At 64.1% G+C, this 23390-nt stretch carries 21 protein-coding genes; 6 read left to right on the forward strand and 15 right to left on the reverse strand.

Features of this window, described 5'->3' with window-relative positions; translation table 11 throughout:
- Positions 1-69: 69 nt before the first annotated feature.
- From LB543_RS25815 to LB543_RS25850, 8 genes are all read right to left on the reverse strand, one after another.
- Complete coding sequence (locus LB543_RS25815) at positions 70-1713, reverse strand: dihydroxyacetone kinase subunit DhaK (RefSeq protein ID WP_224616171.1); 1644 nt, start codon at positions 1711-1713, stop codon at positions 70-72.
- A 70-nt stretch (positions 1714-1783) separates the two neighbouring features.
- Entirely contained in the window at positions 1784-2797 is a 1014-nt protein-coding gene (locus LB543_RS25820; protein WP_224616172.1) for an ABC transporter ATP-binding protein, read from the reverse strand.
- Complete coding sequence (locus tag LB543_RS25825; RefSeq protein ID WP_140760704.1) at positions 2790-3902, reverse strand: ABC transporter ATP-binding protein; 1113 nt, start codon at positions 3900-3902, stop codon at positions 2790-2792. Before LB543_RS25825 ends, LB543_RS25820 begins: the two co-directional genes overlap by 8 nt.
- 2 nt (positions 3903-3904) lie before the next feature.
- Positions 3905-4108 (reverse strand): hypothetical protein, encoded by a 204-nt coding sequence (locus LB543_RS25830; protein WP_224590659.1) that lies wholly within the window; start codon positions 4106-4108, stop codon positions 3905-3907.
- Positions 4109-4325: 217 nt separating this feature from the next.
- Entirely contained in the window at positions 4326-5276 is a 951-nt protein-coding gene (locus LB543_RS25835) for a carbohydrate ABC transporter permease (protein WP_140812096.1), read from the reverse strand.
- A complete protein-coding gene (locus tag LB543_RS25840) occupies positions 5273-6220 on the reverse strand; it encodes a carbohydrate ABC transporter permease (RefSeq protein ID WP_140760709.1) in 948 nt (315 codons plus the stop codon). The genes LB543_RS25835 and LB543_RS25840 overlap by 4 nt, the downstream gene beginning before the upstream one ends.
- Positions 6221-6346: 126 nt before the next feature.
- On the reverse strand, positions 6347-7678 hold the full coding sequence (locus LB543_RS25845) for an ABC transporter substrate-binding protein (protein ID WP_140760712.1): 1332 nt from the start codon (positions 7676-7678) through the stop codon (positions 6347-6349).
- Positions 7679-7930: 252 nt separating this feature from the next.
- Positions 7931-8620: a PIG-L deacetylase family protein gene (locus LB543_RS25850; RefSeq protein WP_224616173.1), complete on the reverse strand. Its 690-nt coding sequence runs from the start codon at positions 8618-8620 to the stop codon at positions 7931-7933.
- A gap of 24 nt (positions 8621-8644) precedes the next feature.
- On the opposite strand from LB543_RS25850, the gene LB543_RS25855 reads away from it, so the two are divergent.
- The 5 genes from LB543_RS25855 (at position 8645) to nhaA (ending at position 15648) form a co-directional block, all read left to right on the forward strand.
- Complete coding sequence (locus LB543_RS25855; RefSeq protein ID WP_224590655.1) at positions 8645-9535, forward strand: DMT family transporter; 891 nt, start codon at positions 8645-8647, stop codon at positions 9533-9535.
- 55 nt (positions 9536-9590) lie between these two features.
- Positions 9591-12053 (forward strand): ATP-dependent helicase HrpB, encoded by a 2463-nt coding sequence (gene hrpB / locus LB543_RS25860; RefSeq protein ID WP_224616174.1) that lies wholly within the window; start codon positions 9591-9593, stop codon positions 12051-12053.
- 168 nt (positions 12054-12221) lie between these two features.
- On the forward strand, positions 12222-13553 hold the full coding sequence (locus LB543_RS25865) for an ActS/PrrB/RegB family redox-sensitive histidine kinase (RefSeq protein ID WP_224616175.1): 1332 nt from the start codon (positions 12222-12224) through the stop codon (positions 13551-13553).
- 64 nt (positions 13554-13617) lie between these two features.
- On the forward strand, positions 13618-14181 hold the full coding sequence (locus tag LB543_RS25870) for an ActR/PrrA/RegA family redox response regulator transcription factor (RefSeq protein ID WP_224616176.1): 564 nt from the start codon (positions 13618-13620) through the stop codon (positions 14179-14181).
- Between the two features lie 270 nt (positions 14182-14451).
- Positions 14452-15648, forward strand: coding sequence for a Na+/H+ antiporter NhaA (nhaA, locus tag LB543_RS25875; protein WP_224616177.1), 1197 nt, complete (start codon positions 14452-14454; stop codon positions 15646-15648).
- An 84-nt stretch (positions 15649-15732) separates the two neighbouring features.
- Here nhaA and LB543_RS25880 read toward each other — a convergent pair whose 3' ends face one another.
- From LB543_RS25880 to cueR, 4 genes are all read right to left on the reverse strand, one after another.
- On the reverse strand, positions 15733-16233 hold the full coding sequence (locus tag LB543_RS25880; RefSeq protein WP_189591065.1) for an MmcB family DNA repair protein: 501 nt from the start codon (positions 16231-16233) through the stop codon (positions 15733-15735).
- A 499-nt stretch (positions 16234-16732) separates the two neighbouring features.
- Entirely contained in the window at positions 16733-17014 is a 282-nt protein-coding gene (locus LB543_RS25885; protein ID WP_224590647.1) for a DUF6894 family protein, read from the reverse strand.
- 584 nt (positions 17015-17598) lie between these two features.
- The gene (locus tag LB543_RS25890; protein ID WP_224616178.1) at positions 17599-18069 is read right to left on the reverse strand and encodes a nucleoside deaminase; all 471 of its coding nucleotides are present in this window, start codon (positions 18067-18069) and stop codon (positions 17599-17601) included.
- A gap of 110 nt (positions 18070-18179) precedes the next feature.
- Positions 18180-18665, reverse strand: a complete 486-nt coding sequence (gene cueR, locus LB543_RS25895) for a Cu(I)-responsive transcriptional regulator (RefSeq protein ID WP_224597840.1) — start codon at positions 18663-18665, stop codon at positions 18180-18182.
- 225 nt (positions 18666-18890) lie between these two features.
- Here cueR and LB543_RS25900 point away from each other — a divergent pair, with 225 nt between their 5' ends.
- Positions 18891-19508, forward strand: a complete 618-nt coding sequence (locus LB543_RS25900; RefSeq protein WP_140760740.1) for a L,D-transpeptidase — start codon at positions 18891-18893, stop codon at positions 19506-19508.
- Positions 19509-19668: 160 nt separating this feature from the next.
- Here the strand turns inward: LB543_RS25900 and LB543_RS25905 are convergent, their stop codons facing one another.
- From LB543_RS25905 to LB543_RS25915, 3 genes are all read right to left on the reverse strand, one after another.
- On the reverse strand, positions 19669-20238 hold the full coding sequence (locus LB543_RS25905; protein ID WP_027142904.1) for a NifU family protein: 570 nt from the start codon (positions 20236-20238) through the stop codon (positions 19669-19671).
- Between the two features lie 142 nt (positions 20239-20380).
- Positions 20381-22705: a glycogen debranching N-terminal domain-containing protein gene (locus LB543_RS25910; protein WP_224616179.1), complete on the reverse strand. Its 2325-nt coding sequence runs from the start codon at positions 22703-22705 to the stop codon at positions 20381-20383.
- Between the two features lie 169 nt (positions 22706-22874).
- Positions 22875-23366 (reverse strand): universal stress protein, encoded by a 492-nt coding sequence (locus tag LB543_RS25915; protein ID WP_224616180.1) that lies wholly within the window; start codon positions 23364-23366, stop codon positions 22875-22877.
- Positions 23367-23390 lie beyond the last annotated feature (24 nt).

Below are 23390 nucleotides of genomic sequence, written 5' to 3' on the forward strand. Positions count from 1 at the left end.
GCCCGAATTCCCGATTTCCACCTTGCCCGCAGTAGCGAAAGAACGGTCGTTCGACAACTGGAGCATGCGTCAGGCCGTGACAAGAAGCGTGGCCGCGGCCGCGAACACCTCGGCCACGGCATGGGCGCCGGGGTCGGCCACACCCTGCAATTTGGCGCCGACATAGGCGGACCGTCCGGCCTTCGCCTTCTCCATCGCGGCCGTTGCCTCGGCGCCGCGCCGGGCCGCTATCGCGGCTTCCTCCAAGCCCTTGCCGTCGAGCGCCTTCAAGGCCGGCTCCACCGCGTCGACCATGGTGCGATCGCCTGGATTGGCGCCACCGTAGAAGGTCATTCGTTCAAGCCCGGCAAGCAGCGCCTTGGATAGCTTCGCACCGCTGTCCATAGCCTGCGCCGCTGCTGTGAAGAAGATCGACAGCAGCACGCCGCTAGAACCGCCCATGGATGAACTCAAAATATCGCCCACCGCGCCAAGGGTCGCCGACGGGTCGGCAAGCGGCAGGGCATCAAGCCGTTCCAGCACGCTGCGCGCGCCGGTCGCCACGGTAGAGCCGGTGTCGCCGTCGCCCGCCTTGGCGTCGAGCCCGTTCAATGTCGCTTCGAGCGAAATCAGCCTTTCGCAGACAGTGGCGATCAAGCGCCTGGTGCCTGCATCCTGGCTGGCCTTGCGCGCCGCGCCTTGTCCGGCTGCCTTGGTCATCGATACGACAGCAGGCGCAACGACCGGCTTTGCCGGCATCCAGGCGTGTGGGCCGACCGGTTCCAGCAAGGCAGCTTCGCGCGCCGCGTCGAGCTTGATCAGCGACAGCGAAAAGCCATTCATGTTGAGCGCCGTCATCAGCGGCCCGGGGCCCATCGTCAGCTTCACGGTCCTGGCGAGCGGCGAGGCAAGCACCGCATTGGCGACAACAGACATCTCAAGCGGTGGCACGGAGCCCAGATTGTTGATCAGCAAGGCATAGGCGGCCTTCGAGTCGAGCCTCGCCGCCAGGCGCTCCGCCATGACAGCCACCAGCCGGTCGGCGCTCTGCACCGCGATGCGTTCGACGCCGGGCTCGCCGTGGATGCCAAGGCCAAGCTCACCGTCATCGGCGCCGAACCGGTCCTCGTGCGGCTGGCCGGGGATGGAGCAAGATGACAGCGACATGCCGAGCGAGACGATGTCCTTCGCCGCCGCTCGCGCGGCTGTCGCAACGGATGCCAGGTCCTGGCCGGCTTCCGACAGATGTCCTGATATCTTGTGCACGAACAACGTGCCGGCTACACCGCGCGGCTGGGCGATGTCGGGCAGCGCGATGTCGTCGGCGACGATCACCATCTCGACGGCAAAACCTTCGGCGCGCGCTTTCTCGGCCGCCAGGCCGAAATTGAGCCGGTCGCCGGTGTAATTCTTGACGATCAGCAGGCAGCCGGCCGGTCCGGTGACCGCGCGGATGGCTGCCAGCACGGCCTCGACGCTTGGCGAGGCAAAGATCTCGCCCGATACGGCCGCCGTCAGCATGCCCTTGCCGACGAAGCCGGCATGCGACGGCTCGTGCCCGGCGCCGCCGCCGGAGACGACGGCAACCTTGGACTTGTCCCAATCGGCGCGCAGCACGACCTTGATCTCGGGATAGCCGTCGAGGCGCGCGAGGTCGCTTGAGCCAGTGGTGCGCAGCAATCCGTCCAGCGCCTCGGTGACGATCGTTTCCCTGCGGTTGAAAAAGTGCTTCATCGAATTCGTCCCGTATTTCGCAATCGTCAATCAGAAGCCGGCAAACCTTGGTGGGGATGCCGAAAACCATTCACATCAGTCGTTGCCCGTCGGCGCCGAAATAGAGCGGCGAGCGGTAGCGGATCATCACTCTGTCGCCCTGCGCCAGATCGGTGTCGGGATCGGTCAGTGTAACGAGTTTCTTCGGCCCCACCGTCACATGCAGATGGTTCTGGTCGCCGAGATGCTCGACCCAGTCGACGACGCCGTCGGCATGGCCATTTGGCGCCTTCTCGATCGCCAGGTGCTCGGTGCGTGCGCCGATGGTCTTGGTGCCGGCCGGCGCGCCGCCGTCAGGCAGCAACCCCGTCGGCAGAAGATTGATGGCCGGCTGGCCGAGCCTTGCCGCAACGTGCAGGTTTGCCGGCTCGGAATAGATCGTCCGCGGTGAGCCGATCTGCACCAGCACGCCGTCGGCGAGGATGCCGATGCGGTCTGCCATGGTCATGGCCTCGATCTGGTCGTGGGTGACGTAAAGCATGGTGGCACCGAGTTCGGACTGGATGCGCTTCAGCTCCAGGCGCAGATCCGCGCGCAGCTTGGCGTCGAGCGACGACAGCGGTTCATCCATCAGATAGATGGACGGCTTGCGCACCAGCGCGCGGCCGATGGCGACGCGCTGCATCTCGCCGCCCGACAATTTCGTCGACCGGTTGGCGAGCTTGTGGTGGATGCGCACCATCTTCGCCACCTCCTCGACCCGGCGGCGGATCTGGTCTTCCGGTATTTTCCGCGCCGGCGAGCGCAGCGGAAAGGCGAGGTTGTCGAACACCGACAGATGCGGATAGAGCGAATATTGCTGGAAGACGAAAGCGGTGTCGCGCTCGGCCGGCGACAGGGTCGTGGCATTGTGGCCGCCGATCTCGATCGTTCCGGCATCCGGCCTCTCCAGCCCGGCGATCAGCCGCAGCGTCGTCGTCTTGCCGGCGCCGGTCGGCCCGAGCAGCACGACGAATTCGCCGTCAGCTATATGCAGATCGAGACCGTTGACGGCGGTTTGCTCGCCAAAACTCTTGGTCACGCCCTTGATGTGCACGTCAGCCATGTTGCACTCTCCGCTCCGAGGCAGTGTCGTGGATCGCCGTTCTCACCGCGCGCCCGGAGCCTTTTTCGAACAGCGACAGCCGCGCGCTGTTCAGCGTCAGGCCGACATGGTCGCCGGTGTTGAGCCGGATTTCTGCCGGGACCCGCGCCTTGATGATGCCGTCCGCCGTCTCCACCGCGACGATCTGCGTCGTGCCGAGATATTCGGTGCCGTAGATGGCGCCGCGCAGCTTGGAGGCATCGTCGAAGCGGATGTGTTCGGGGCGGATGCCGAGTGCCATGTCGGCGGGCGCGATGTCCTCGCGCACCTCCGGTACCGCGACCTTGGCACCCTGCACGACGATCTCCTTCGCGCCTTTGGGAAGCCCGCCGCCGAAGCCCAGAAAATTCATCGGCGGCGAGCCGATGAAGTCGGCGACGAACATGGTAGCGGGGCGGTCGTAGATCTCGCGCGGTGTGCCGAACTGCTCGATGACGCCGTGGTTCATGACGGCGATCTTGTCGGCCATCGACATCGCTTCCATCTGGTCATGCGTTACATAGACCGTGGTGGCGTGGATTCGGTTGTGCAGCTCGCGCAATTCATGGACCATCAGGTCACGGAATTCGGTGTCGAGCGTCCCCAGCGGTTCGTCCATCAGGAAGCATTTCGGCCGCCGCACGATGGCGCGGCCGAGCGCGACGCGCTGGCGGTCGCCGCCGGCAAGACCGGAAACGGATTTGTTGAGCAGATGGTCGATACGCAGAAGCTTCGCGGTTTCCTCGACGCGGGTGCGGATCTCGGACGAGGGCATGCCTTGCGCGAGCAACGGGAAGCCGATGTTCTTGCGCACATTCATATGCGGGTAGAGCGCGAACAGCTGGAAGACGAAAGCGATGTCGCGCTCGCGTGCCCTGAGCATGGTGACGTCGTCGCCGCCGAGCAGGATTTGGCCGCCCGTTGGCAGCTCGAGCCCGGCGATCATGCGCAAGGTGGTGGTCTTGCCGCAGCCCGATGGCCCTAGCATGACGAAGAACTCACCGTCCTCGACGACGAAATTGGAATCCTGCACCGCGACGAAATCGCCGAAGGCCTTTCTCAGATGTTGGACGCGGATCTCGGCCATGATTATTCCGGGAACTTAGAGACGATGATGAACATCACCGTGCCGGCAAGCATGGTGATGAAGGAATAGGTGTAGAGCGACAGCGCGAAAGGCTGGAACAGCATCAGGAAGCCGATGGCGATCAATGCCGTTGCGATGTTTTCCATCAGCCCGCGCCGGGCCCAACCCGGCCATGATGATTTCCTAGAGATGGCGGGGCGCGTCATGCGTAGCTCCCTTCCCTTTCCCCGTTCAAGGGGAGAGATGACTGCCAGGTGGTTCCCCCACTCCGTCGCTGCTTCGCAGCGACACCTCTCCCCCCTCCGGAGGGAGAGGAAGGGAGCCTTGCTGAATGAAGTTCGCGCCCTTCCTCTCCCCCGTCGATCGGGGGAGAGGTGTCGAGCGAAGCTCGACGGAGTGGGGGTCGACTTATTCCCAGATCAATCATTTGCGCACCGCGCCGAAGGTGATGCCGCGCAGCAATTGCTTGCGGAGCAGGATGGTGAAGACAAGGATCGGAACCAGGAAGATCGTCGTGCCGGCCGCGACCGCCGGCCAGTCCTGGCCGCCTTCGCCGATGATGGTCGGAATGAAGGGCGGCGCGGTCTGTGCCGTGCCGGAGGTCAGAAGTGCCGCGAACGCATATTCGTTCCAGGCGAAGATCAGGCAGAAGATGGCGGTCGCGGCAATACCGGTGGTCGCTTGCGGTAGCACCGTGCGCCAGAAGGCCTGCAGTCGCGTATAGCCGTCGATCATCGCCGCCTCCTCATATTCGCGCGGGATCTCGTCGATGAAGCCTTTGAGCAGCCATACCGCGAGTGACACGTTGACCGCCGTGTAAAGCAGGATCATGCCGAGCGCGGTGTCCGACAGGCCGAGCTCGCGGTACATCAGGTAGATGGGAATCGCGACCGCGATCGGCGGCATGAAGCGTGTCGACAGGATGAAGAACAGAAGGTCGTCGGCAAGCGGGACCTTGAAGCGCGAAAACCCGTACGCCGACAACGTGCCGAGAAACACCGCGCAGAAGGTCGAGCCGAAGGCGATGATCAGCGAATTGATGAAGCGCGGCAGGAAGTTGGACGGCCCGGCGATCACCATGTTGCGCTTGCGCACCGTCTCGTCGCAGAAGCCGGTCGCCGGTCCGAGCGAGTTGATGTATTCCGGCGTCTGCCTGGTCCGCGTCGTGAACAGGTTGCAGTAGCCCTCGATGCTCGGCTGGAACACGACCTTGGGCGGGTAGGCGATCGAATCCGGCGGCGTCTTGAAGCTGGTGGCGAAGATCCACAGCAGCGGCACGATTGAGATCAGCGCATAGGCGATGATGATCGCGCCGGCGATGCGCTTCGAACCAGCCGAGGGGGCGACGACCGAATGGGCTGTGGTCAGGCTCATCTCTGCTTCACCTTGTTGAGCGCCTTGACGTAGATGTTGGCCAGACCGAACACCGCGACGAACAGGATAATGGCGAAGGCCGAGGAATAGCCGGTGCGCCAGCTTTCGAAGGCTTGCCGCTTCAGCGTGATCGAGGCCACCTCGGTGGTGGAGCCCGGTCCGCCGCCGGTCAGCAGATTGACCATGTCGAACATCTTGAAGTTCTCGATGCCGCGAAACAGCACCGCCAGCATGATGAAGGGTAGCGCCATCGGCAGCGTGATCGACCAGAACTGCCGCCAGTTGGAGGCACGGTCGACCTCGGCCGCCTCATAGATGTATTCGGGGATGGAACGCAGGCCCGCCAGGCAGATCAGCATCACGTAGGGCGTCCACATCCAGGTGTCGACGATGATGATCGACCACGGCGCCAGCGAGACGTTGGAAAGCATCTGGATGCTTGTCGGCGGAATGCCCGACACGAACGAGATGACATAGGAGAACAGCCCGATCTGCGGCTCGTAGAGGAAGCGCCAGAAATTGCCGACCACCGCCGGCGACAGCATCATCGGCACCAGGATCAGCGTCGTCCAGAAGGCGTGGCCGCGGAACTTCCTGTCGATCAGCCAGGCCAGCGTGAAGCCGATCAGCGTCTGCAAGAGAATGGTCCAGAACACGAAATGCGCCGTCGTCTGCATGGCGATCCAGATGTCCTGGTCGCCGAGGATGCGCCGGTAATTGGCGAAACCGAGGTTCTTCACCACTTCGTTGGGGCGGTTGGCGCGGAAATTGGTGAACGACAGATAGATCGCCCAGAACAGCGGGAAGATGTTGATGGCGAGCAGCAACAGGATCGTCGGCGAGATGAACAGCCAGGCGAGGCCCTTGTCGCTGATGCCACGGACCTTGCGCGCCAACGGTTCCGGGGTCGCCCGGGCAACGTTGTCCGCAGTCCGATTGAGCATGGTTAGTCCTGCTTCGGTCACGGGTCAGACTCGATGATGGAACTTATCTGAACTGCGTCCCGTGCCAAGGGCGGCACGGGACGCGGCGGTCACGGCTCGGGAGGAGCCTTGGATATTGCCTCGCGGCTACATCTTGCCGTCGTCCTGGAAGACCTGCGTCCAGTCCTTGACCAGCCCGTCGAGCGCGTCCTTGGCCGAGCCCTGGCCGGCGACGACATAGTCATGGAAGCGCTTCTGCGAGGCCTGCAGCAGCGGTGCGTAGCTGGGTTCGGCCCAGAAGTCCTTCACGATGGCCATGGAGTCGAGGAAGGCCTGCGCATAGGGCTGGCTGGACGGGAACTTCGGATCCTTCACCACCGCGTTCAGGCAGGAATAGCCGCCGAGCGACCACCACTTGGCCTGCACGTCCTTGTTGGCGAACCACTTGATGTATTTCAGCGCCGATTCCTGCTTGTCGGAATAGGACACCACCGAAATGCCCTGGCCGCCGAGCTGGGCGAACTGGTCGCCGTCGGGACCCTTCGGGTTGACGAAATAGCCGATCTTGTCGCCGCCGACATTCTCGTCCTTCTGCAGGCCAGGCCATGTGAAGGCGAAGTTCATGTGCATCGCCACTTGGCCGGATTTGAAGGCATCGACGCCTTCACCCATGTAGCTGTTGGAGGCGCCGGGTGGGGTGCAGCAATCATAGAGAGCCTTGTAGAATTCCAGCCCCTTCGCCGATTTCTCGGAGTTGACGAAACCTTCCATCTCGTAGGGCTTCTTCGGATTCTCGTACTGGAAGCCGTAGCTGTAGAGCACGTCCATGGCGCCCATGGTGATGCCTTCGGAACCGCGCTCGGTGTAGATCGAGGCGCCGTAGACGGTCTTGCCGTCGATCTGCCGCTTCTGGAAGAATTCGGCGATCTGCTTCAACTGGTCGAAGGTGGCCGGCGGGCCGAGATCCCAGCCATACTTCTCCTTGAATTCCTTCTGCAGCTCGGGCTTGGAGAACCAGTCCTTGCGGTAGGTCCAGCCGACGACGTCGCCCATGGCCGGCAGCGCCCAGTAGTTGGGCGTGTTCTTCGGCCATTCCGAATAGCCGACGACCGTCGCCGGCACGAAGTCGTCCATGCTGATCTTCTCCTTGTCGAAGAAGTCGTTCAGCTTGACGTAGTGGCCGTTCTCGGCCGCGCCGCCGATCCACTGGCTATCGCCGATGATCAGGTCGCAGAGCTTGCCGTGCGAGTTCAGTTCGTTGAGGAACCGGTCGGCATAGTTGGTCCACGGCACGAACTCGAATTTCATGCCGATGCCGGTTTCCTTGGTGAAATCCTTGGACAGTTCGACAAGTGCATTGGCCGGATCCCAGGCGGCCCAGCACAGCGTCAGGTCTTCGGCGTGCGCGGCGTTCGAGGCGGCTGTCGACGCTGTGATCGCCGAGGTCAGTCCCAACGCCAGTTTCAAACTCGATTTCATGCCTTCCTCCCATTTGTGAAACACGCCCGGATGGCGGTCTCGAGAACCTCAACCTCTCTCCTCAGAGGCCCAAACATGGCGGCGTTATCGCGTCGCGAATGTTTAGTAATTTGTTTAGTAATGCAATTTCTACTAAACAAGGCAAGCGAATTCGTTGCTGCGCCGCAACATGCTTGCGCCGGTGTCTGAAAACGTTGGGAAAAGTGCCGGGCGCCGGTTGGACGAGCGCGGAGTGTGGACGCGGTCCGGGGTTCAGTCGACCCGCTTGGTGCTCACCATCACCGTCCTGATCGGCGGCGCCGGCGGCAGCAGCGCGCGGATGTCGCCGAAGGGAAACATCGGCTCGAAGCGGAAGGCTTCGGCCAGCGACCCTTGCGCGCCATTGCATTGGCTCGAGCGGAAAAGGTTCTGCGTCAGCGCGATGTCGACGAAGCGATCCGGGTCCTGCGACTGGTGCATGCGGATCGCTTTGGCCTTGATGTCGGAATGAGCGGAAATATCGACATAGTGCGTCGGCGAGAACCCGGTGCCGCCCATCGTATCGGCATGCAGCACGGGGACGCCGAACGACGCAGCGATGCGCACGCCGTCTGACAGCGCGCGATGGTCGGCGTGATAGTCGTTGGGCGCGTGCGTGATCACGAGATCCGGCCCGATTTCGTTGATCAGCGTTTTCAGCGCATCGATCAGTGCGGCGTCGGCCACCAGCCCGCCATCGGGAAAGTCGAGGAAGCGCGGCGCCGCCCCGAGCAGCGCGGCCGCGGCCGTCGCTTCCTCGCGGCGGACACGAGCCAGAACGGCGGGATCGCTCTTGCCGCCCCTGGCACCATCGGTGGCCACGGCAAAACTGAGTTCTGCGCCTTGCGCGGCATAGGCGGCCATCGTACCGAACATGAAGATCTCGATGTCGTCCGCATGCGCACCGAGCGCCAGTATTTTCAACTCACTCTCCCCGGAAATAAAAACGTGCCGAACGGAATCCTGCTCGCCCTGATCGCCTATGCAAGCTATTCGGGCAGCGATGCCGTTATCAAGAGCCTGGGCGGCCAATTCACGGTGTTCGAAATCGGCTTCTTCTCGACATTGTTCGCCGGCTGCTTTCTCTTCTTCAGCCGGCCGGCCAACGAGCGCTGGCGTGATTTCTGGCGCACCAAACGTCCCTGGGCGGTGCAAGCGCGGGCTTGGGCCGGCATCGCGTCGGGCGTGCTCAGCGTCTATGCTTTCACCACCATTCCGCTGGCCGAGGCCTATGCGCTTATCTTTCTGGCGCCGCTCTGCGTCACCATTCTGTCCACGGTGATCCTCAAGGAAAAGGTCGGCCCTTGGCGCTGGCTGGCGGTGGTCGCCGGCTTTGCCGGCGTCATGCTGGTTGTCAGGCCGGGCTTTCGCGAACTGCACCTCGGCCACCTTGCCGCCTTCACCATCGCTTTCCTCGCGGCCACCAACGTCATCCTGATGCGTTCGCTGGCGCAGCAGGAAAAACGCACCACCATACTCGGCGTGCTGATCGGTTACGGACTGCTGTTCAACGGCATCGGTGCCGCCGCGACCTCTTTCACCGTTCCGGATGGAAGACAGCTGGCATGGCTGGCGATGGCGGGCGCCTTCACCGCCTGTGGACAATTGCTGCAGTTGCTGGCCGTCAAATACGCGCCCGCCAACCGGATCGCGCCGACGCATTATTCGCAGATTGTCTGGGCGGTCATCCTCGGCGCGCTGTTCTTCCAGGAATACCCGGACTGGCTGTCGCTTGTCGGCCTCGCGGTCGTCGGCGGATCCGGCCTGCTGACCATGGTGCGCGAGGAAGCGCGGCTGGGTACGGTGCGCTGGAATCCGTTTTCGCGAGCCCGGCTCTGAGTCGCTGCAGTCCGACAAGTTGCACGGGCCCCGTGACGGCTGATATGCGGGCGCAATGACGACCAATCCCTTGCCGGAGCTTCCGGTATCCGCCGTGCTGCCGACGCTGACCGAGGCGCTCGGCTCTGGCAACAGCGCCGTGCTGGTGGCGCCGCCCGGCGCCGGCAAGACCACGCTGGTGCCGCTGGCGCTGCTCGATGCGCCCTGGCTGGGGACGGGCAAGATCGTGTTGCTCGAACCGCGCCGGCTGGCCGCCCGCGCCGCGGCGCGCCGCATGGCCGAACTGCTGGGGGAAGAGCCGGGCGCCACCGTCGGCTACGCCATGCGTATGGAAAACCGCAGCTCGGCGCGGACGAAAATCCTGGTCGTCACCGAGGGCGTTCTGTCGCGCATGGTCCTCGACGACCCTGAACTGCCCGGCGTTTGCGCCGTCATTTTCGACGAATTCCACGAGCGTTCGCTCGACGGCGATTTCGGTCTCGCTCTCGCCCTCGATGTGCAGGGCGCGCTGCGGCCGGATCTGCGTCTGCTGGTGATGTCGGCAACGCTCGACGGCGCGCGGGTCGCGAAACTCCTGTCGGGCGCGCCGGTGATCGAAAGCGAGGGCCGCGCCTTCCCCGTCGATATCAGGTACGACGAACGGCCGGCCGAAGTGCCGATCGAGGACGCCATGGCCAAGGCGATCCGCTCCGCCCTTGCCGGCGAGAGCGGTAGCGTGCTTGCCTTCCTGCCCGGCCAACGCGAGATCGAGCGCACCGCCGAACGGCTGGCCGGCAAGGTCGGCGCCGACACCGATATCGTCCCGCTCTATGGCCAGCTCGACGGCAAGGCACAGGACGCGGCGATCAAGCCGGCGCCGCCAAGCCGCCGCAAGGTGGTGCTGGCGACCTCGATCGCCGAGACCTCCATCACCATCGACGGCGTGCGCGTCGTCATCGATTCCGGTCTGTCGCGGCTGCCACGCTATGAGCCGGCCAGCGGCCTGACACGGCTGGAGACAGTTCGCGTCAGCAAGGCTTCCGCCGACCAGCGCGCCGGCCGCGCCGGGCGCACGCAGGCTGGCGTCGCCATCCGGCTGTGGCGGGCCGAGCAGACGGCGGCACTTCCCGCCTTCACGCCGCCGGAAATCCTCGAGGCGGACCTGTCCGGCCTGCTGCTCGACTGCGCCGCCTTCGGTGTCGCCGATCCCGGGACGCTCGCTTTCCTCGATCCGCCGCCGGCTCCCGCGCTCAATGAGGCAAGGGCGCTGTTGCGCGCGCTCGATGCCATCGACGGGGCAGGCCGCTTGACGGAGGCGGGCACGTCGATGCGCAAGCTCGCTTTGCCGGTACGGCTGGCGCATATGGTCGCCGAGGCGGCCGGCAGCGGCCATGGCGGCGAAGCAGCCATGCTCGCCGTGCTGCTCACCGAGCGAGGCCTTGGCGGCGACGGTACCGACCTCGAACGACGGCTTATGCGCTTTCGCGGCGAGAAATCGCCGCGTGCCACGTCGGCGCGCCAGCTTGCCGAGCGCCAGGCCAGGCAGGCAGGCGGCGCGAAGATCAGCGGAGCTGTTCCAGCCGGAACCCTGCTCATCCATGCCTGGCCGGACCGGGTCGCCAAGGCGCGCGGCGAGCGCGGCCGTTTCGTGCTGGCCAATGGCTCCGGCGCCATGCTCGACGCCGCCGATCCGCTGGCGGGCGAACCCTTTCTGGTCGTCGCCGACCTGCAGGGCAAGGCGCAGAATGCCCGCATCACGGCAGCGGCGGCAATCAGCGAGGAGGACATTCGGTCGGCACTTGCAGGCAAGATCGAAACGCGCAGGCAGACGAGCTTCGACCGCGAGCGCCGCGCCGTGCGGGTGCGCGAAACCGTGCGTCTCGGCGCCATCACGCTCGCCGAACGCATGCTGCCGCCGCCGGCCGGCGCCGATGCCGACCGCGCCATCATCGAGGCCGTGCGCGAGCATGGGCTTTCCCTTTTGACCTGGAGCCAGGAGGCCCAGACGCTGCGCCACAGGCTATCCTGGCTGCACAAAGGCCTGGGCGCGCCCTGGCCCGACATGTCGGATGAAGCGCTCGCCGAGCGCCTCGACGACTGGCTGCTGCCGTTTCTGTCCGGTGCGGCATCCCTGGCCGCCATTGATCCCGGCGTGATCTCGGCAGGGCTGGAGTCGCTCGTGCCGCACGACCTGCAGCGTAAGGTCGATGCGCTGGCGCCGACCCATTTCGACGCGCCGTCGGGCAGCCATGTTCCCATCCGCTATGACGGCGAACGGCCGGTTCTGGCGGTCCGCGTCCAGGAACTGTTTGGCCTCGACCGCCATCCTTCGATCGCCAGCGGCACCGTGCCCCTGACGCTCGAGCTGTTGTCGCCGGCGCACCGGCCGATCCAGACGACGCGCGACCTGCCGGGCTTCTGGCGCGGCTCCTGGGCCGACGTGCGCGCCGAGATGCGCGGCCGCTATCCCAGGCATGTCTGGCCGGAAAACCCGCTGCTCGCTGCCGCCACCGCCCGCGCCAAGCCGCGCGGGACCTAGCCTTGGGCATAACGCACGCCTTGGCGATTGGCCTAAGCGCTCATCACTTCGTCATCCACGGGCGAGGCAAGGAGCGTAGCGACGCAGCGTAGACCCAGGGATGACGAAGTTGGGGAGGCCTTGGGCTGTACAGCGCTACTGGCGCTCGCCGCCCCACGGCTGTAATCCATGGCCATGATCAACATTCTGAACACGCCCGATTTCCAGCAGAGCCAGCGACTGCGCCTCAACACGCTGATCCGGCTGCGCTGGCTGGCCATCGTCGGTCAGAGCGTGGCGGTGCTCGTCGTCGCCTACGGGCTGAAATTCCCGCTGCCGGTCAGCCTGTGTTTCGCCCTGATCGCCGGTTCGGCCTGGATGAACCTGTTTCTGGCCTTCCGCTTTCCGGCCGCGCACCGGCTCACCCCGTTCGCCGCCTTCGGCATTCTGATCTTCGACAGCCTGCAGCTTGCCGGCCTGCTCTACATGACCGGCGGCCTGACCAATCCGTTCTCGCTGCTGATGACCGTGCCCGTCGTCATTTCGGCGACCTCGCTGCCCCTTCGGCTCACCGCCATCCTCGGCGGGCTGGTGATGATAGCGGCGACCTTGCTGGTCTTCCGCCATCTGCCGCTGCCCTGGCATGAAGGCGCGCCGCTGGTGATGCCCTTCATCTACGTCGCCGGCATGTGGATGGCGGTGCTGTCGTCCATCGCCTTCACTGCCATCTATGCCTTCCGGGTGGCCGCCGAGGCCCGGCTTCTGGCCAACGCGCTGGCCGCCACCGAACTGGTGTTGCAGCGCGAGCAGCACCTTTCGGCACTCGACGGCCTGGCCGCCGCCGCCGCGCACGAACTCGGCACGCCGCTCGCCACCATCACGCTGGTCGCCAAGGAAATGGAGAAGGCGCTCGGCAGCGATCCGAAATACGGGGAAGACGTGAAGCTGCTGCGCTCGCAGAGCGAGCGCTGCCGCGAAATCCTCAAGCGCCTGACCAGCCTGTCGTCGGAGGGCGAGGCACATCTGTCCCGCCTGCCGCTGACCTCGCTGGTCGAGGAGGTCACCGCGCCGCATCGCGACTTCGGCATCTCGATCAAGCTTCGCCCCGGAGAGCGGACCGGACCGGAGCCGGTCGGTCGGCGCAATCCGGGTGTCATCTATGGCCTCGGCAACCTGGTCGAGAACGCCGTCGATTTCGCCCGCAAGAGCGTCACCATACGCTGGAGCTGGGACGAGGCGACGGTCTCCTTCTCGATCACCGATGACGGCCCGGGTTTTCCGCCCGAGATCATCGACCGTATTGGCGAGCCCTATATGTCGACACGCCAAGGCAATGAAGCCGGAGGCGGCCTCGGGCTCGGCCTTTTCATCGCCAAGACATTGCTCGAACGTTCGGGCGCCACGCTCGATTTCCGCAACTCGAGCGGCCTCGGCGAAGGGGCCGTGGTGCGGATTTCGTGGCCGAGAACTGTCTTCCTGAACCCGGAATCGGCCCCGGCGAACATGTTTGACACCGCGTAAATTGGACAATAGCCCCGCAAAACTATATCTGCGTAAAAATAAGGCAGCAGGAATTTTCGACACGATGACAGGCGATGAAAACAGTGGGCCCATGGTTGAAGGCGAGGACACCTCGCTTCTGATCGTCGATGACGACAGGCCGTTCCTGACCCGTCTGGCCCGTGCCATGGAAACTAGGGGTTTCGTGGTCGAGACGGCGGAGAGCGTCGAGGAGGCCGTGGGCAAGGCCCGCGCCAATCCGCCCGCCTATGCGGTGGTCGATATGCGGCTGGGCGACGGCAACGGCCTCGACGTCGTCGCCGCCATCCGCGAGAAGCGCGAGGATTCCCGCACCATCATCCTGACCGGCTACGGCAACATCGCCACCGCGGTGACCGCGGTGAAACTCGGCGCCGTCGACTATCTGTCGAAGCCGGCCGATGCCGACGATGTCTTCGCGGCACTGACCCGCACCACCGGCGAGCGTGCCGCGCCGCCGGAAAACCCGATGTCGGCCGACCGCGTGCGCTGGGAACATATCCAGCGCGTCTACGAAATGTGCGAGCGCAACGTCTCCGAGACGGCGCGCCGGCTCAACATGCATCGCCGCACGCTGCAGCGGATACTGGCCAAGCGCGCGCCGCGCTAGGACAGCCGGATCGGTTCGGACCATGCCAATTTCGAACTCAGCGCCGCCCCTCATTGCCCTGCCGGGCATTTCTCCCCGTGTAGTGACGGAGAGAAAGAGGCTGGCTGCGATGTCGGCGCCCTTCTGCGACGCAGGTGATTGGCCAAGCCGACAGTGACAGCGCCCCTCTCCCCGTCACTATACGGGGAGAGGATGCCGGCAGGCAGGTGAGGGGCGGCGCCGGCGCATGGACAATGAAGCCCGCCGAGCAGGCTAGGTAACGGAGGCAAAATGCAGGATTTGAAGCAACGGCCGGTTTCCGTCTTTCGCGAATTCCTGGACAGCGAGGCGGCCGGCGGGATCATCCTGATGGCGGCGGCCGCCCTTGCCCTGATCGTCGCCAATTCGCCGCTTGCCGAAACCTATTTCTCCGTCCTCCACGCCTATCTCGGCCCGCTCAGCGTCTCGCACTGGGTCAATGACGGGCTGATGGCGGTGTTCTTCCTGCTCGTCGGGCTGGAGATCAAGCGCGAGATGCTGGACGGCCAGCTCTCGACCTGGCCGCGCCGGGTGCTGCCCGGCATCGCCGCGGCCGGCGGCATGGTGGTGCCGGCGCTGGTCTATGTCGCCGTCAACAGCAACAACCCGGCCGCATTGTCCGGCTGGGCGATCCCGACCGCCACCGATATCGCCTTCGCCCTCGGCGTGCTGTCGCTGCTCGGCAGCCGCGTGCCTGCCTCGCTGAAGGTCTTCCTGACCGCGCTTGCCATCATCGACGACCTGGGCGCCGTCATCATCATCGCCATATTCTACACCAGCGGCCTATCGCTGGCCTACCTCGGCGCGGCCTTCGCCGTCATTGCCGCGCTTGTCGTGCTCAACCGCATGCGGGTGATGACGCTGGTGCCTTATCTCGTGCTTGGCGCCATCCTGTGGGTGCTGGTGCTGAAGTCCGGCGTCCATGCCACGCTCGCCGGCGTGGCGCTGGCGCTCACCATTCCGCTCGAACGCTCCGCCGGGATCGGCCACGATCTCGACCATTCGCCGCTGCACCGGCTCGAGCATAGTCTGCACAAGCTGGTGGCGTTCATCGTCGTGCCGATCTTCGGCTTCGCCAATGCCGGCGTTTCGCTTGCCGGCCTGAGCGTCAGTGCCTTGATCGAGCCTCTGACGCTGGGCGTCGCGGCCGGTCTCGTCGTCGGCAAGCTGGTCGGCGTGTTCGGCTCCTCCGCGCTCGCCATCCGCCTCGGCCTCGCCGACCTGCCGGCCCATGCTGGCTGGTCGCACATGATCGGCATTTCGCTGCTGTGCGGCATCGGCTTCACCATGAGCCTGTTCATCGGCCTGCTAGCCTTCGCCAGCGACGTGGCGCTGCAGGACGCGGTCAAGGTCGGCATTCTCGCGGGCTCCTTCGTCGCCGCGCTGCTCGGCGCCGCGGTGCTGCTGATGGCGCCGGCTGCGAGTGGAGTGGAAGAAGCGGAAGAGTAGCATTTTCGGGGCCGGAGCACCTGCCGGCAGCGCAAACCTTGAAAAGTTACGGACTCCATCCCGGCGTCAATTTCAGGGCCGCGATTACTCGCTCTCGCCCTCCAGCGCCGGAACTGCCACGCCCGCAAGCTCTGCCGCGAGAAGCCGCGCCGCGCCCGCGCGCGCGATCCTCAGCATCAATGCCTTGCGCGTTGCCGCCGCCATGCGATGCTCCGGCGCGTCGCGCAGGATTTCGGCGCCATAGCCGTCGGAGAGGATGAAGCCGCATTCTTCGGGAAAGATTTCGGCTGGCACGCCGGGATGGGTAGCAAAGAAGAAACGGTCGGAATGCAGCCGGTAATCAGGCCATTTGCGGTCGACGCGAAAATCCTCGATCGAGGATTTGATCTCGATGATCCAGATATCGCCTTGCCGGGTCAGCGCCACGAGGTCGGCGCGGCGGCCGGTGGCCAGCGACAGTTCGGGCAGCACATGCGCGCCCATTTGCATCAGCAGCCGCTGCACGCCCCGCCGCACCAGCATGGCGCGCTCGGACTGGCGACCGTCGATCAGAGGGTTCAGGGGAATCGGGGAGATGATTGGCATGGCAGGCACTATGCCAGATTTTGTTCACGGTTTGAACCCGTTCTTGCGTCGAACCACCAAATAGGTTGCCGGCCTGTCAGGCCCATACGGCCTAGTTCTGAACGGCTAGAGGTCCTTATCAATCGGATTAAAGACCTTCCGGGCTTTCAAATCGCCCAGTAAAAGGTCAAGGCCAGCAACGCGGGAAAACCAATGCCGCCGACAATGACGACCGCGATGAGGCCAAACCACCGGTACGCGAGTATACCGATCGCACTAAGGATCATGCTTCCAACTAAACTACTAAAGGGCGCGATCATGGCTGATTTGTATCAGAGCTTCCACAGCGGAGCCATTCCCCTACGGCTGGATAGCGCCGCCTGACTTGGCGGCAAGCCGATCTAGCAGCTTGCGAGATTCATCGATTACACGGCGCGTCTCTTCGATATCCGAGCGCAAATTCTCAACCTGTGCCACCGCCCGTTCCTGATATAGGCGAGCGCTTATATCGAAGTAGTCGTCAGGTTCCCACGGTTCCATGACCTGGCGAGGGTGGTGATGCCGACAGACGCCCCGTTTCAACCTCAAAAAGAATGCTGGCTCGAAAAACCAAATCTCCGCCGCCATCTTTGACTACGATCACCAGCTTGTGGTCATCGCCATCCGGAAGCGCGTTTCTCGTCATCTCTGCCAGGAAATTGATTGCTTCATACCTGACAACGGCAACGTCCTGGCACTCTGTGCCCCCATCGTCAGGGAAGCTCGTTCCGTTGTTGTCGAGGTGGAAATAATAGAGCGCCATTCCGCCCCACCTAGAGCGGCGCCATGGATTTCCTAGAGGCCAACGCGGGCTTGGTATGATGCGTACAGAAAGAGCCGGCCTGTCGAGGATCATATTCCGGATAATCGCCTTTTAGGCGGCGATTGTGTATTTGACAGACCCAGTGGTGCGATAACACCATTCACAGAATAATTAAAATGCTAAATAGTTAGGGTGCAGCGGTCGATTCTCAGGATGTAGCCGCTCAGAATGAAGCCCGTCCCGGGTCGCTACTGTGGCGGGCTTTTTATTGGGTTTGAACAGGGCAGCGTTGGCGCGCCCCTTCGTGCCAAGGCAAGGACGAGACGCCGTGGACCAGCCGCCTCAAAAACGCGCGTTGAATCTGCCGGCCAACCCCCTTTAGGCAGAGGAATCGACAGGCTGACCGGGGGCGGCTCGGCGGTTTGGGGGGACATAAATACTGGCAAAACCGCCGAGCCTGACTGGCGGCGGCAGATTTGGGGATTTGGTCGCCGTCAGCTTTGACCATAATAGCGCAGGATTGGCGGGGTGGCGTCATTCGAATGCCGGGCAGCATTTCCGCGGGCCGTGGTCGCGAAGAACCGCTATCGCTGCCAGAAGCCACGGTGCACCGCGACCAGTTCGTCCGCAATTTCGGGGAAGGGGCCGTGAACCTCGATCTTCTTCTGTCCAGAGCCGAGCACGACGCGCGAGGACAGGCTCATCGTCGGGTTTTCGGGATGGTCGCCGGTCAGCGCGAGAAGCTCGGTCTCCTCGAAGCCATAGACCAGCCGCCCGATATTCGCCCAGTAGAGCGTTCCGGTGCACATCGCACAGGGCTCGCCGGTCGAGACCAGCGTGCAGGTCCAGAGAAACTCCGGCGAATAGGCTGCCGCCGCGCGCCGCGCGAGTTCGGTCTCGGCGTGATGAACGGTGTCGATGTTGCCTTGGCGCATGAGGATCGCGTCGTCGGGACCGACCAGCACCGCACCGAACGGATGATGGCCGTGCGCGGCAGTCTCGCGAGCGACCGCATCGGCGGTGCGAAGGTGGGCGAGCATCTGGTCGCGGGTCATGCGCTCTCTCCGGTCATTGGGTCACCGGCAAGCGGGACCAGCGGCTGTGCTTGTACCCTACGCTCATATTAGAGCGTGCAATATACTGCACGAACCAATGCTGGCGGCTTTCACGAGCGCGTGGCAAGGCGGCTGGCGCCGCCTTCGCCCAGGACACCTTCCTCGACACGCTGTCGACCGCTCCTGCGGTGCGGTTTGTCGCCGGCCAACGCCGCCCCCGCCATATCATCCAGGATCGGGCAGTCCGGCCGCTCGTCGCCATGGCAGGCATGAACGAGCTTCTGCAGCGTCGAGCGCATCGATTGCAGCTCGCGCACCTTCTCCTCGATGGCTGTGACGTGGGCGGCGGCGATCGCCCGCACGTCGTGGCTGGCGCGGCCGCGATCCCTGTAGAGCGCCATCAGTTGGCGGCAGTCGTCGATGGAAAAGCCGAGGTTGCGCGCGCGGCGCAGGAAGGCCAACCGGTGGATGTCGTCGCCCGAATAGTCGCGGTAGCCATTGGCGGCGCGCGCGGGCGCGATCAGGCCGATTTCCTCGTAGTAGCGGATGGTCTTGGCCGGCAGGCCTGAGCGGTTGGCGGCGTCGCCGACATTCATGGCGGATCCTCGGTTTTGCGAGGCCTGCGATTCAGGCCCATTGAATTTCCTTCACAATCCGGTGAAGCATGTTGCCGAAATGCCATAGTGATACGCATACCAGCATGTAAGTCCCTGCATATAGGCATCGTGTGCTTGGCAAGCAAAGCAAATGCCAGCATGAATGATGGTGAGAAAGCGGCCGACTCGTGCCGCTCTGGTTTAGGCGGGGCACCGGATCACCACATGCGCATGAAGTCGCTTGCAATAGTCGCCGCACTGGCGTTGTCCACCGCTATTGCCGGTTGCAGCACCATCGGCGGGCAGATCTTCTCCAACGACTATGGCGCGGTGACCGATGCCGGTTACCAGCTGCCGCGTATCCCGATCGAGAAAGTGCCTTCGAAGTACCATCGCCAGGAAGTCAATTACGACAGCAAGGAAAAGCCGGGCACCATCATCGTCGATACGCAGAACAAGTTCCTGTACTTCGTCGAGGGCGGCGGCCGGGCAATCCGCTACGGCATCGGCGTCGGCCGCGAGGGTTTTGAATGGCACGGCACCGCCCATATCGCCATCAAGCGCGAATGGCCGACCTGGACCCCGCCCTCGCAGATGATCAAGCGCCAGCCCGAACTCGCCAAGTTCGCCGGCGGCATGGATCCGGGCCTGAAGAACCCGCTCGGCGCGCGCGCCATGTACCTGTTCAACAAGGGCGGTGACATGGGCTACCGCCTGCACGGCAGCCCGGAATGGAACTCGATCGGCAAGGCGATGTCGTCGGGTTGCATCCGGCTGATGAACCAGGATGTCATCGACCTCTACGATCGCGCCGAGGTCGGCGCCAAGGTCATCGTTCTTTAGGCCATGATGCCGGAAAGCCTGTCCGCTTTTTCGGCATATCGTGGTTAGACTGGAAGTCGCCTTTCATACGCGGACCGTCTAGGCAACAACGGACGTCCCAAACAAAAAACCGGGCAATTCGGCCCGGTTTTTTGTTGTCTGTTTTGTGGGAAATTACCGATTAGGAAACCTGTTCGACCTGCTGCACTTCCGGCACGAAATGGCGAAGCAGGTTCTGGATGCCGTGCTTCAACGTCGCCGTCGACGACGGGCAACCGGCGCACGCGCCTTTCATGTGCAGGAACACGGTGCCGTTCTCGAAGCCGCGGAAGGTGATGTCGCCGCCATCCTGCGCCACCGCCGGGCGCACCCGCGTGTCGAGCAGCTCCTTGATGGTGATGACGAGCTCCTCGTCGGCCTTGTCGTAGAATTCGCCGGTCTGGCTGGTCTCGGCGGCGGGACCGGCCTTGGCCATGACAGGCGCGCCGGACATGAAATGCTCCATGATCGCGCCGAGGATCGCCGGCTTCAGGTGCTGCCAGTCCGGGCCGTCCTTGGACACGGTGATGAAATCGTAGCCGAAGAAAACACCGGTGACGCCAGGGATTTCGAACAGCCGGCCAGCCAGCGGCGAGGCCGTCGCCGCACTGTCGGCATCGCGGAAATCGGCGGTGCCTTCGAGCAGCACTTCCTTGCCGGGCAGGAATTTCAGCGTCGCCGGATTGGGCGTCGACTCGGTCTGGATGAACATGGCCGTCTCCATGCCCGTTTGGGCAACTAGTTTGGAATAGTTCTAAATAGGCTCTATCGGCTGGACATTCAAGCGAAACGCATCGCCGGAACGGCTGGCTGGCGGAATGTTTTTGCCGTGGCCCTTCGAAACCCGACAAGCACTATCCTTCAACCTCGACGCTCAGTTGTCCATTTGTCCGCAGGATGGTTACCTCGGCCCCGTCGGCGGTCCGCCTGAATTCGAGGTCGGCGCTGCCATCACCGACGCGCAACCCGTGAAGCGCTATGTGCTTTGCAAAGTCGGGCAGGCGAGGCCGCACCACCCGCAGTTTCCCGGCGAATGCGTCGGGCTCCAGCCCGAGGCACGTGGTCACCAGGAACGGTATCGCTCCGGCTGCCCAGGCCTGCGGGTGGCAAGCCACGGGATAATGCACCGGCGCCTGGAAATCCTCGCGTCGAAAGCCCGCCATCGCCTCGGGCAGCCTTTGGTGGCGAAAGTGCGCGGCAGCCTCGGCAATCGCGGTGAAGATCCGCAGCGCCGCTTCATCCTCGCCATGGTTTCGACAGCCGGCCGCCAGCAGCGCATTGTCATGCGGCCAAACGGTTCCGAGATGGTATCCGACCGGATTGTAGCGCCGTTCCGCCGTCGACAGGGTGCGCACGCCCCAGCCGCTGAACATGTCGTCCTGCATAAGGCGCGCCACGGACCGGTGCCCCTTGTCCTCGTCCGCGATACCGGTCCACAGCGCGTGCCCGGGATTTGAGGAGACGACTTCGGCCCGGCGGCCTCCGGCCTCCAGGGCGAGAACGAAGATGCCTTGCTCCTCGCTCCAGAAGTCACGGTTGAATCGTTTCCGAAGCATCTCGGCTTCATGGCGAAGCTGGCTTGCTCGATCGGGCTCTCCGGCGCGCTCGTAGAGATCGGCAATCGCCCGCTTCGCGGCAAAGACGTAGCCCTGCACCTCGACCAGCGCTATCGGCGGCTTCGCAAGGCTGCCGTCGGCCCTGACGATGGCGTCGCCTGAATCCTTCCATCCCTGGTTGACCACGCCCTTCTCGGACCGGCTGCGATATTTGAGGTAGCCGTCGCCATGGTTGTCCCCGGCCTTCGCGATCCAGCCCAGCGCGCGTTCCACCGGCTCCCGCAATTCGCGGAACAGACCGAGGTCGCCGGTCCACGCCGCATGGCGGCCCAGAAGCAGCAGGAAGAGCGGGGTTGCGTCCACCGTGCCGTAGAATTGGGCGTGCGGAACGTCGCCGGCCCGGGCAAGCTCGCCGACCCTGAGTTCATGGATGATCTTGCCGGGCTGCTCCTCGCGCCACGGATCGTCCCGCCGCCCCTGATAGCTGGCCAGCAGCCGCAATGTCTGGGCGGCGATCTCCGGTTGGAAAGCCAGCATCTCCAAGGCCACGATCAGACTGTCGCGGCCGAACAGGGCGACGAACCACGGCACGCCGGCGGCAAAATACTCCTTGTCGCCCAGGCGCGATCTCAGCACCGCGAGATCGCGCAGCGAGCGGTCCATGATGCCGTTGAGCAGCGCGCTGTCGCTGGTGAGCTTCGTATGCTGCTCCAGCCATTGTTGTGAACTGTTCTGGAGGGTTCTTGCGAGGCTGCCGAGCGTAACCGCCGGCCGCTGGTCCAAATGCCCGGCCTCGGCCTCCTCGGCGTTTTCGGTAAGCTCAATGGTAACCGTGATGGTCCGCGTGTCGCCCGCGGGGACACGGATGCGGAACTCCGCGGCGGTTTTGTGCCTGGTGTCGGGCGCGGGCGAGAAGGTGACCGTCACTGTCCTGCGCAGCCGATCGGCGCCGTGGTACACGAACTCCAGCTTGCCGCCGTGCCAGGCGGGTTGCTCGGACTTGCCGAGGTTGTCCTGCACCAACCCGCGCACGCTGAAGATGTCCTCGAAGCCGGCCCGGAAGTGCAAGGTCAGCGGAAAGCTGCATGCCTGGTGCCCGAAGTTCTGAATGGTCATGACCTCCCGCACGCAGGTCTGCCCCGCATCGAGAACACGCTGCCAGCGGATGCCGAGTTCGTCCTTGGGGATCGATTGCCCCTGCTCGAGCTGCAACTCGGGATTGGTCAATTCAAAAAGCGCCTGATAGCCCTTTTGTGCGGTCGAGGCCAACACGACGGGAGCCAGACCGGCAAGCGCCATCTCATAGCCGCCGAGGAAGCGGCAGTCGTGAAAATACAGCCCGAACCCGTGCTCGCCTTTCACAGGCATCTGCGCGTCCGAAGCGACGACGTAGTAAAGATCGAGGTTCTTGACCGTGACCGCACCGGCGATGCTGTCCACCATGGCCGGATGCCCCTTGGTCAGCACACGAAGCTTGCGCTCCTGCTGCGCCTGCGGAGTCTGCTGCACCTTGTCCTGAGCTCGTGCCGACTGCTCGCGGTGTCGTGGAGCAGGCCGGGCCTTCCCGCTGCTTTGCGGGTTGGGCCGCCCGCTCTTGCCTGCTTCCCGGTTCAATCTGGCCATCGGCTTTCCTTTGGAATCATGGCTTCCATGCCGATTCCAAATGGCGCAACGGGATAGCGCGCCAAGGGCGCGCTTTGTCGCGCACCGATGACTGATGACGCCGATAGGGTCGGATCCATCCACCCGATTGCACGGGAGGGGTCCTTCGCGGAACCCGAAAGCTCACACCCTAGGCGAGGCTGTCGATCTCCTCGTCGGAGAGGTTCTGCGGCACCACGGTCACCGGAATCGGGAAGGCCGCGCCTTTGCCGGCCACGGCGCCGACCAGCGGTCCGGGGCCTTCCTTGCCGGCGCCGGCCGCCAGCACGAGAATGGCGATATCCTGGTCTTCCTCGATCAGTTTATGGATCTCTTCCGTCGGCTTGCCTTCGCGCACGACCATCTCCGGTTCGATGCCGAGCTTCTGGCGCACATTGTTGGCGTAGCCATCGAGCGCTGCGCGCGCCGTGGCGTTCGCCTCCTCGCGCATGATCTTCTCGACGCCCAGCCAGTGTTGGAAATCGTCCGGTACGATGACATAGAGCAGCACCAGCGTGCCGCTGGTGCTCTGCGCCCGCTTCGAGGCGTAGGCGACGGCGCGCTCGCATTCCGGCGTGTCATCGATGATCGCCAGGAGTTTCCTGCGATGACCGGCTTCGCGGCTGAGGCGTTTGGAGACCATGTCTACCTACTCGGTATCTTTTGC

Origin of the sequence: Mesorhizobium sp. ESP7-2 (assembly GCF_020164715.1) — a bacterium.
GTDB lineage: Bacteria > Pseudomonadota > Alphaproteobacteria > Rhizobiales > Rhizobiaceae > Mesorhizobium.

Bases quoted from the DNA above. Each gene is read 5' to 3' on its own strand.
- LB543_RS25815 (WP_224616171.1), bottom strand. From the start codon at position 1,713: ATGAAGCACTTTTTCAACCGCAGGGAAACGATCGTCACCGAGGCGCTG.
- LB543_RS25820 (WP_224616172.1), bottom strand. From the start codon at position 2,797: ATGGCTGACGTGCACATCAAGGGCGTGACCAAGAGTTTTGGCGAGCAA.
- LB543_RS25825 (WP_140760704.1), bottom strand. From the start codon at position 3,902: ATGGCCGAGATCCGCGTCCAACATCTGAGAAAGGCCTTCGGCGATTTC.
- LB543_RS25830 (WP_224590659.1), bottom strand. From the start codon at position 4,108: ATGACGCGCCCCGCCATCTCTAGGAAATCATCATGGCCGGGTTGGGCC.
- LB543_RS25835 (WP_140812096.1), bottom strand. From the start codon at position 5,276: ATGAGCCTGACCACAGCCCATTCGGTCGTCGCCCCCTCGGCTGGTTCG.
- LB543_RS25840 (WP_140760709.1), bottom strand. From the start codon at position 6,220: ATGCTCAATCGGACTGCGGACAACGTTGCCCGGGCGACCCCGGAACCG.
- LB543_RS25845 (WP_140760712.1), bottom strand. From the start codon at position 7,678: ATGAAATCGAGTTTGAAACTGGCGTTGGGACTGACCTCGGCGATCACA.
- hrpB (WP_224616174.1), top strand. From the start codon at position 9,591: ATGACGACCAATCCCTTGCCGGAGCTTCCGGTATCCGCCGTGCTGCCG.
- LB543_RS25865 (WP_224616175.1), top strand. From the start codon at position 12,222: ATGGCCATGATCAACATTCTGAACACGCCCGATTTCCAGCAGAGCCAG.
- LB543_RS25870 (WP_224616176.1), top strand. From the start codon at position 13,618: ATGACAGGCGATGAAAACAGTGGGCCCATGGTTGAAGGCGAGGACACC.
- nhaA (WP_224616177.1), top strand. From the start codon at position 14,452: ATGCAGGATTTGAAGCAACGGCCGGTTTCCGTCTTTCGCGAATTCCTG.
- LB543_RS25880 (WP_189591065.1), bottom strand. From the start codon at position 16,233: ATGCCAATCATCTCCCCGATTCCCCTGAACCCTCTGATCGACGGTCGC.
- LB543_RS25885 (WP_224590647.1), bottom strand. From the start codon at position 17,014: ATGGCGCTCTATTATTTCCACCTCGACAACAACGGAACGAGCTTCCCT.
- LB543_RS25890 (WP_224616178.1), bottom strand. From the start codon at position 18,069: ATGACCCGCGACCAGATGCTCGCCCACCTTCGCACCGCCGATGCGGTC.
- cueR (WP_224597840.1), bottom strand. From the start codon at position 18,665: ATGAATGTCGGCGACGCCGCCAACCGCTCAGGCCTGCCGGCCAAGACC.
- LB543_RS25900 (WP_140760740.1), top strand. From the start codon at position 18,891: ATGCGCATGAAGTCGCTTGCAATAGTCGCCGCACTGGCGTTGTCCACC.
- LB543_RS25905 (WP_027142904.1), bottom strand. From the start codon at position 20,238: ATGTTCATCCAGACCGAGTCGACGCCCAATCCGGCGACGCTGAAATTC.
- LB543_RS25910 (WP_224616179.1), bottom strand. From the start codon at position 22,705: ATGGCCAGATTGAACCGGGAAGCAGGCAAGAGCGGGCGGCCCAACCCG.
- LB543_RS25915 (WP_224616180.1), bottom strand. From the start codon at position 23,366: ATGGTCTCCAAACGCCTCAGCCGCGAAGCCGGTCATCGCAGGAAACTC.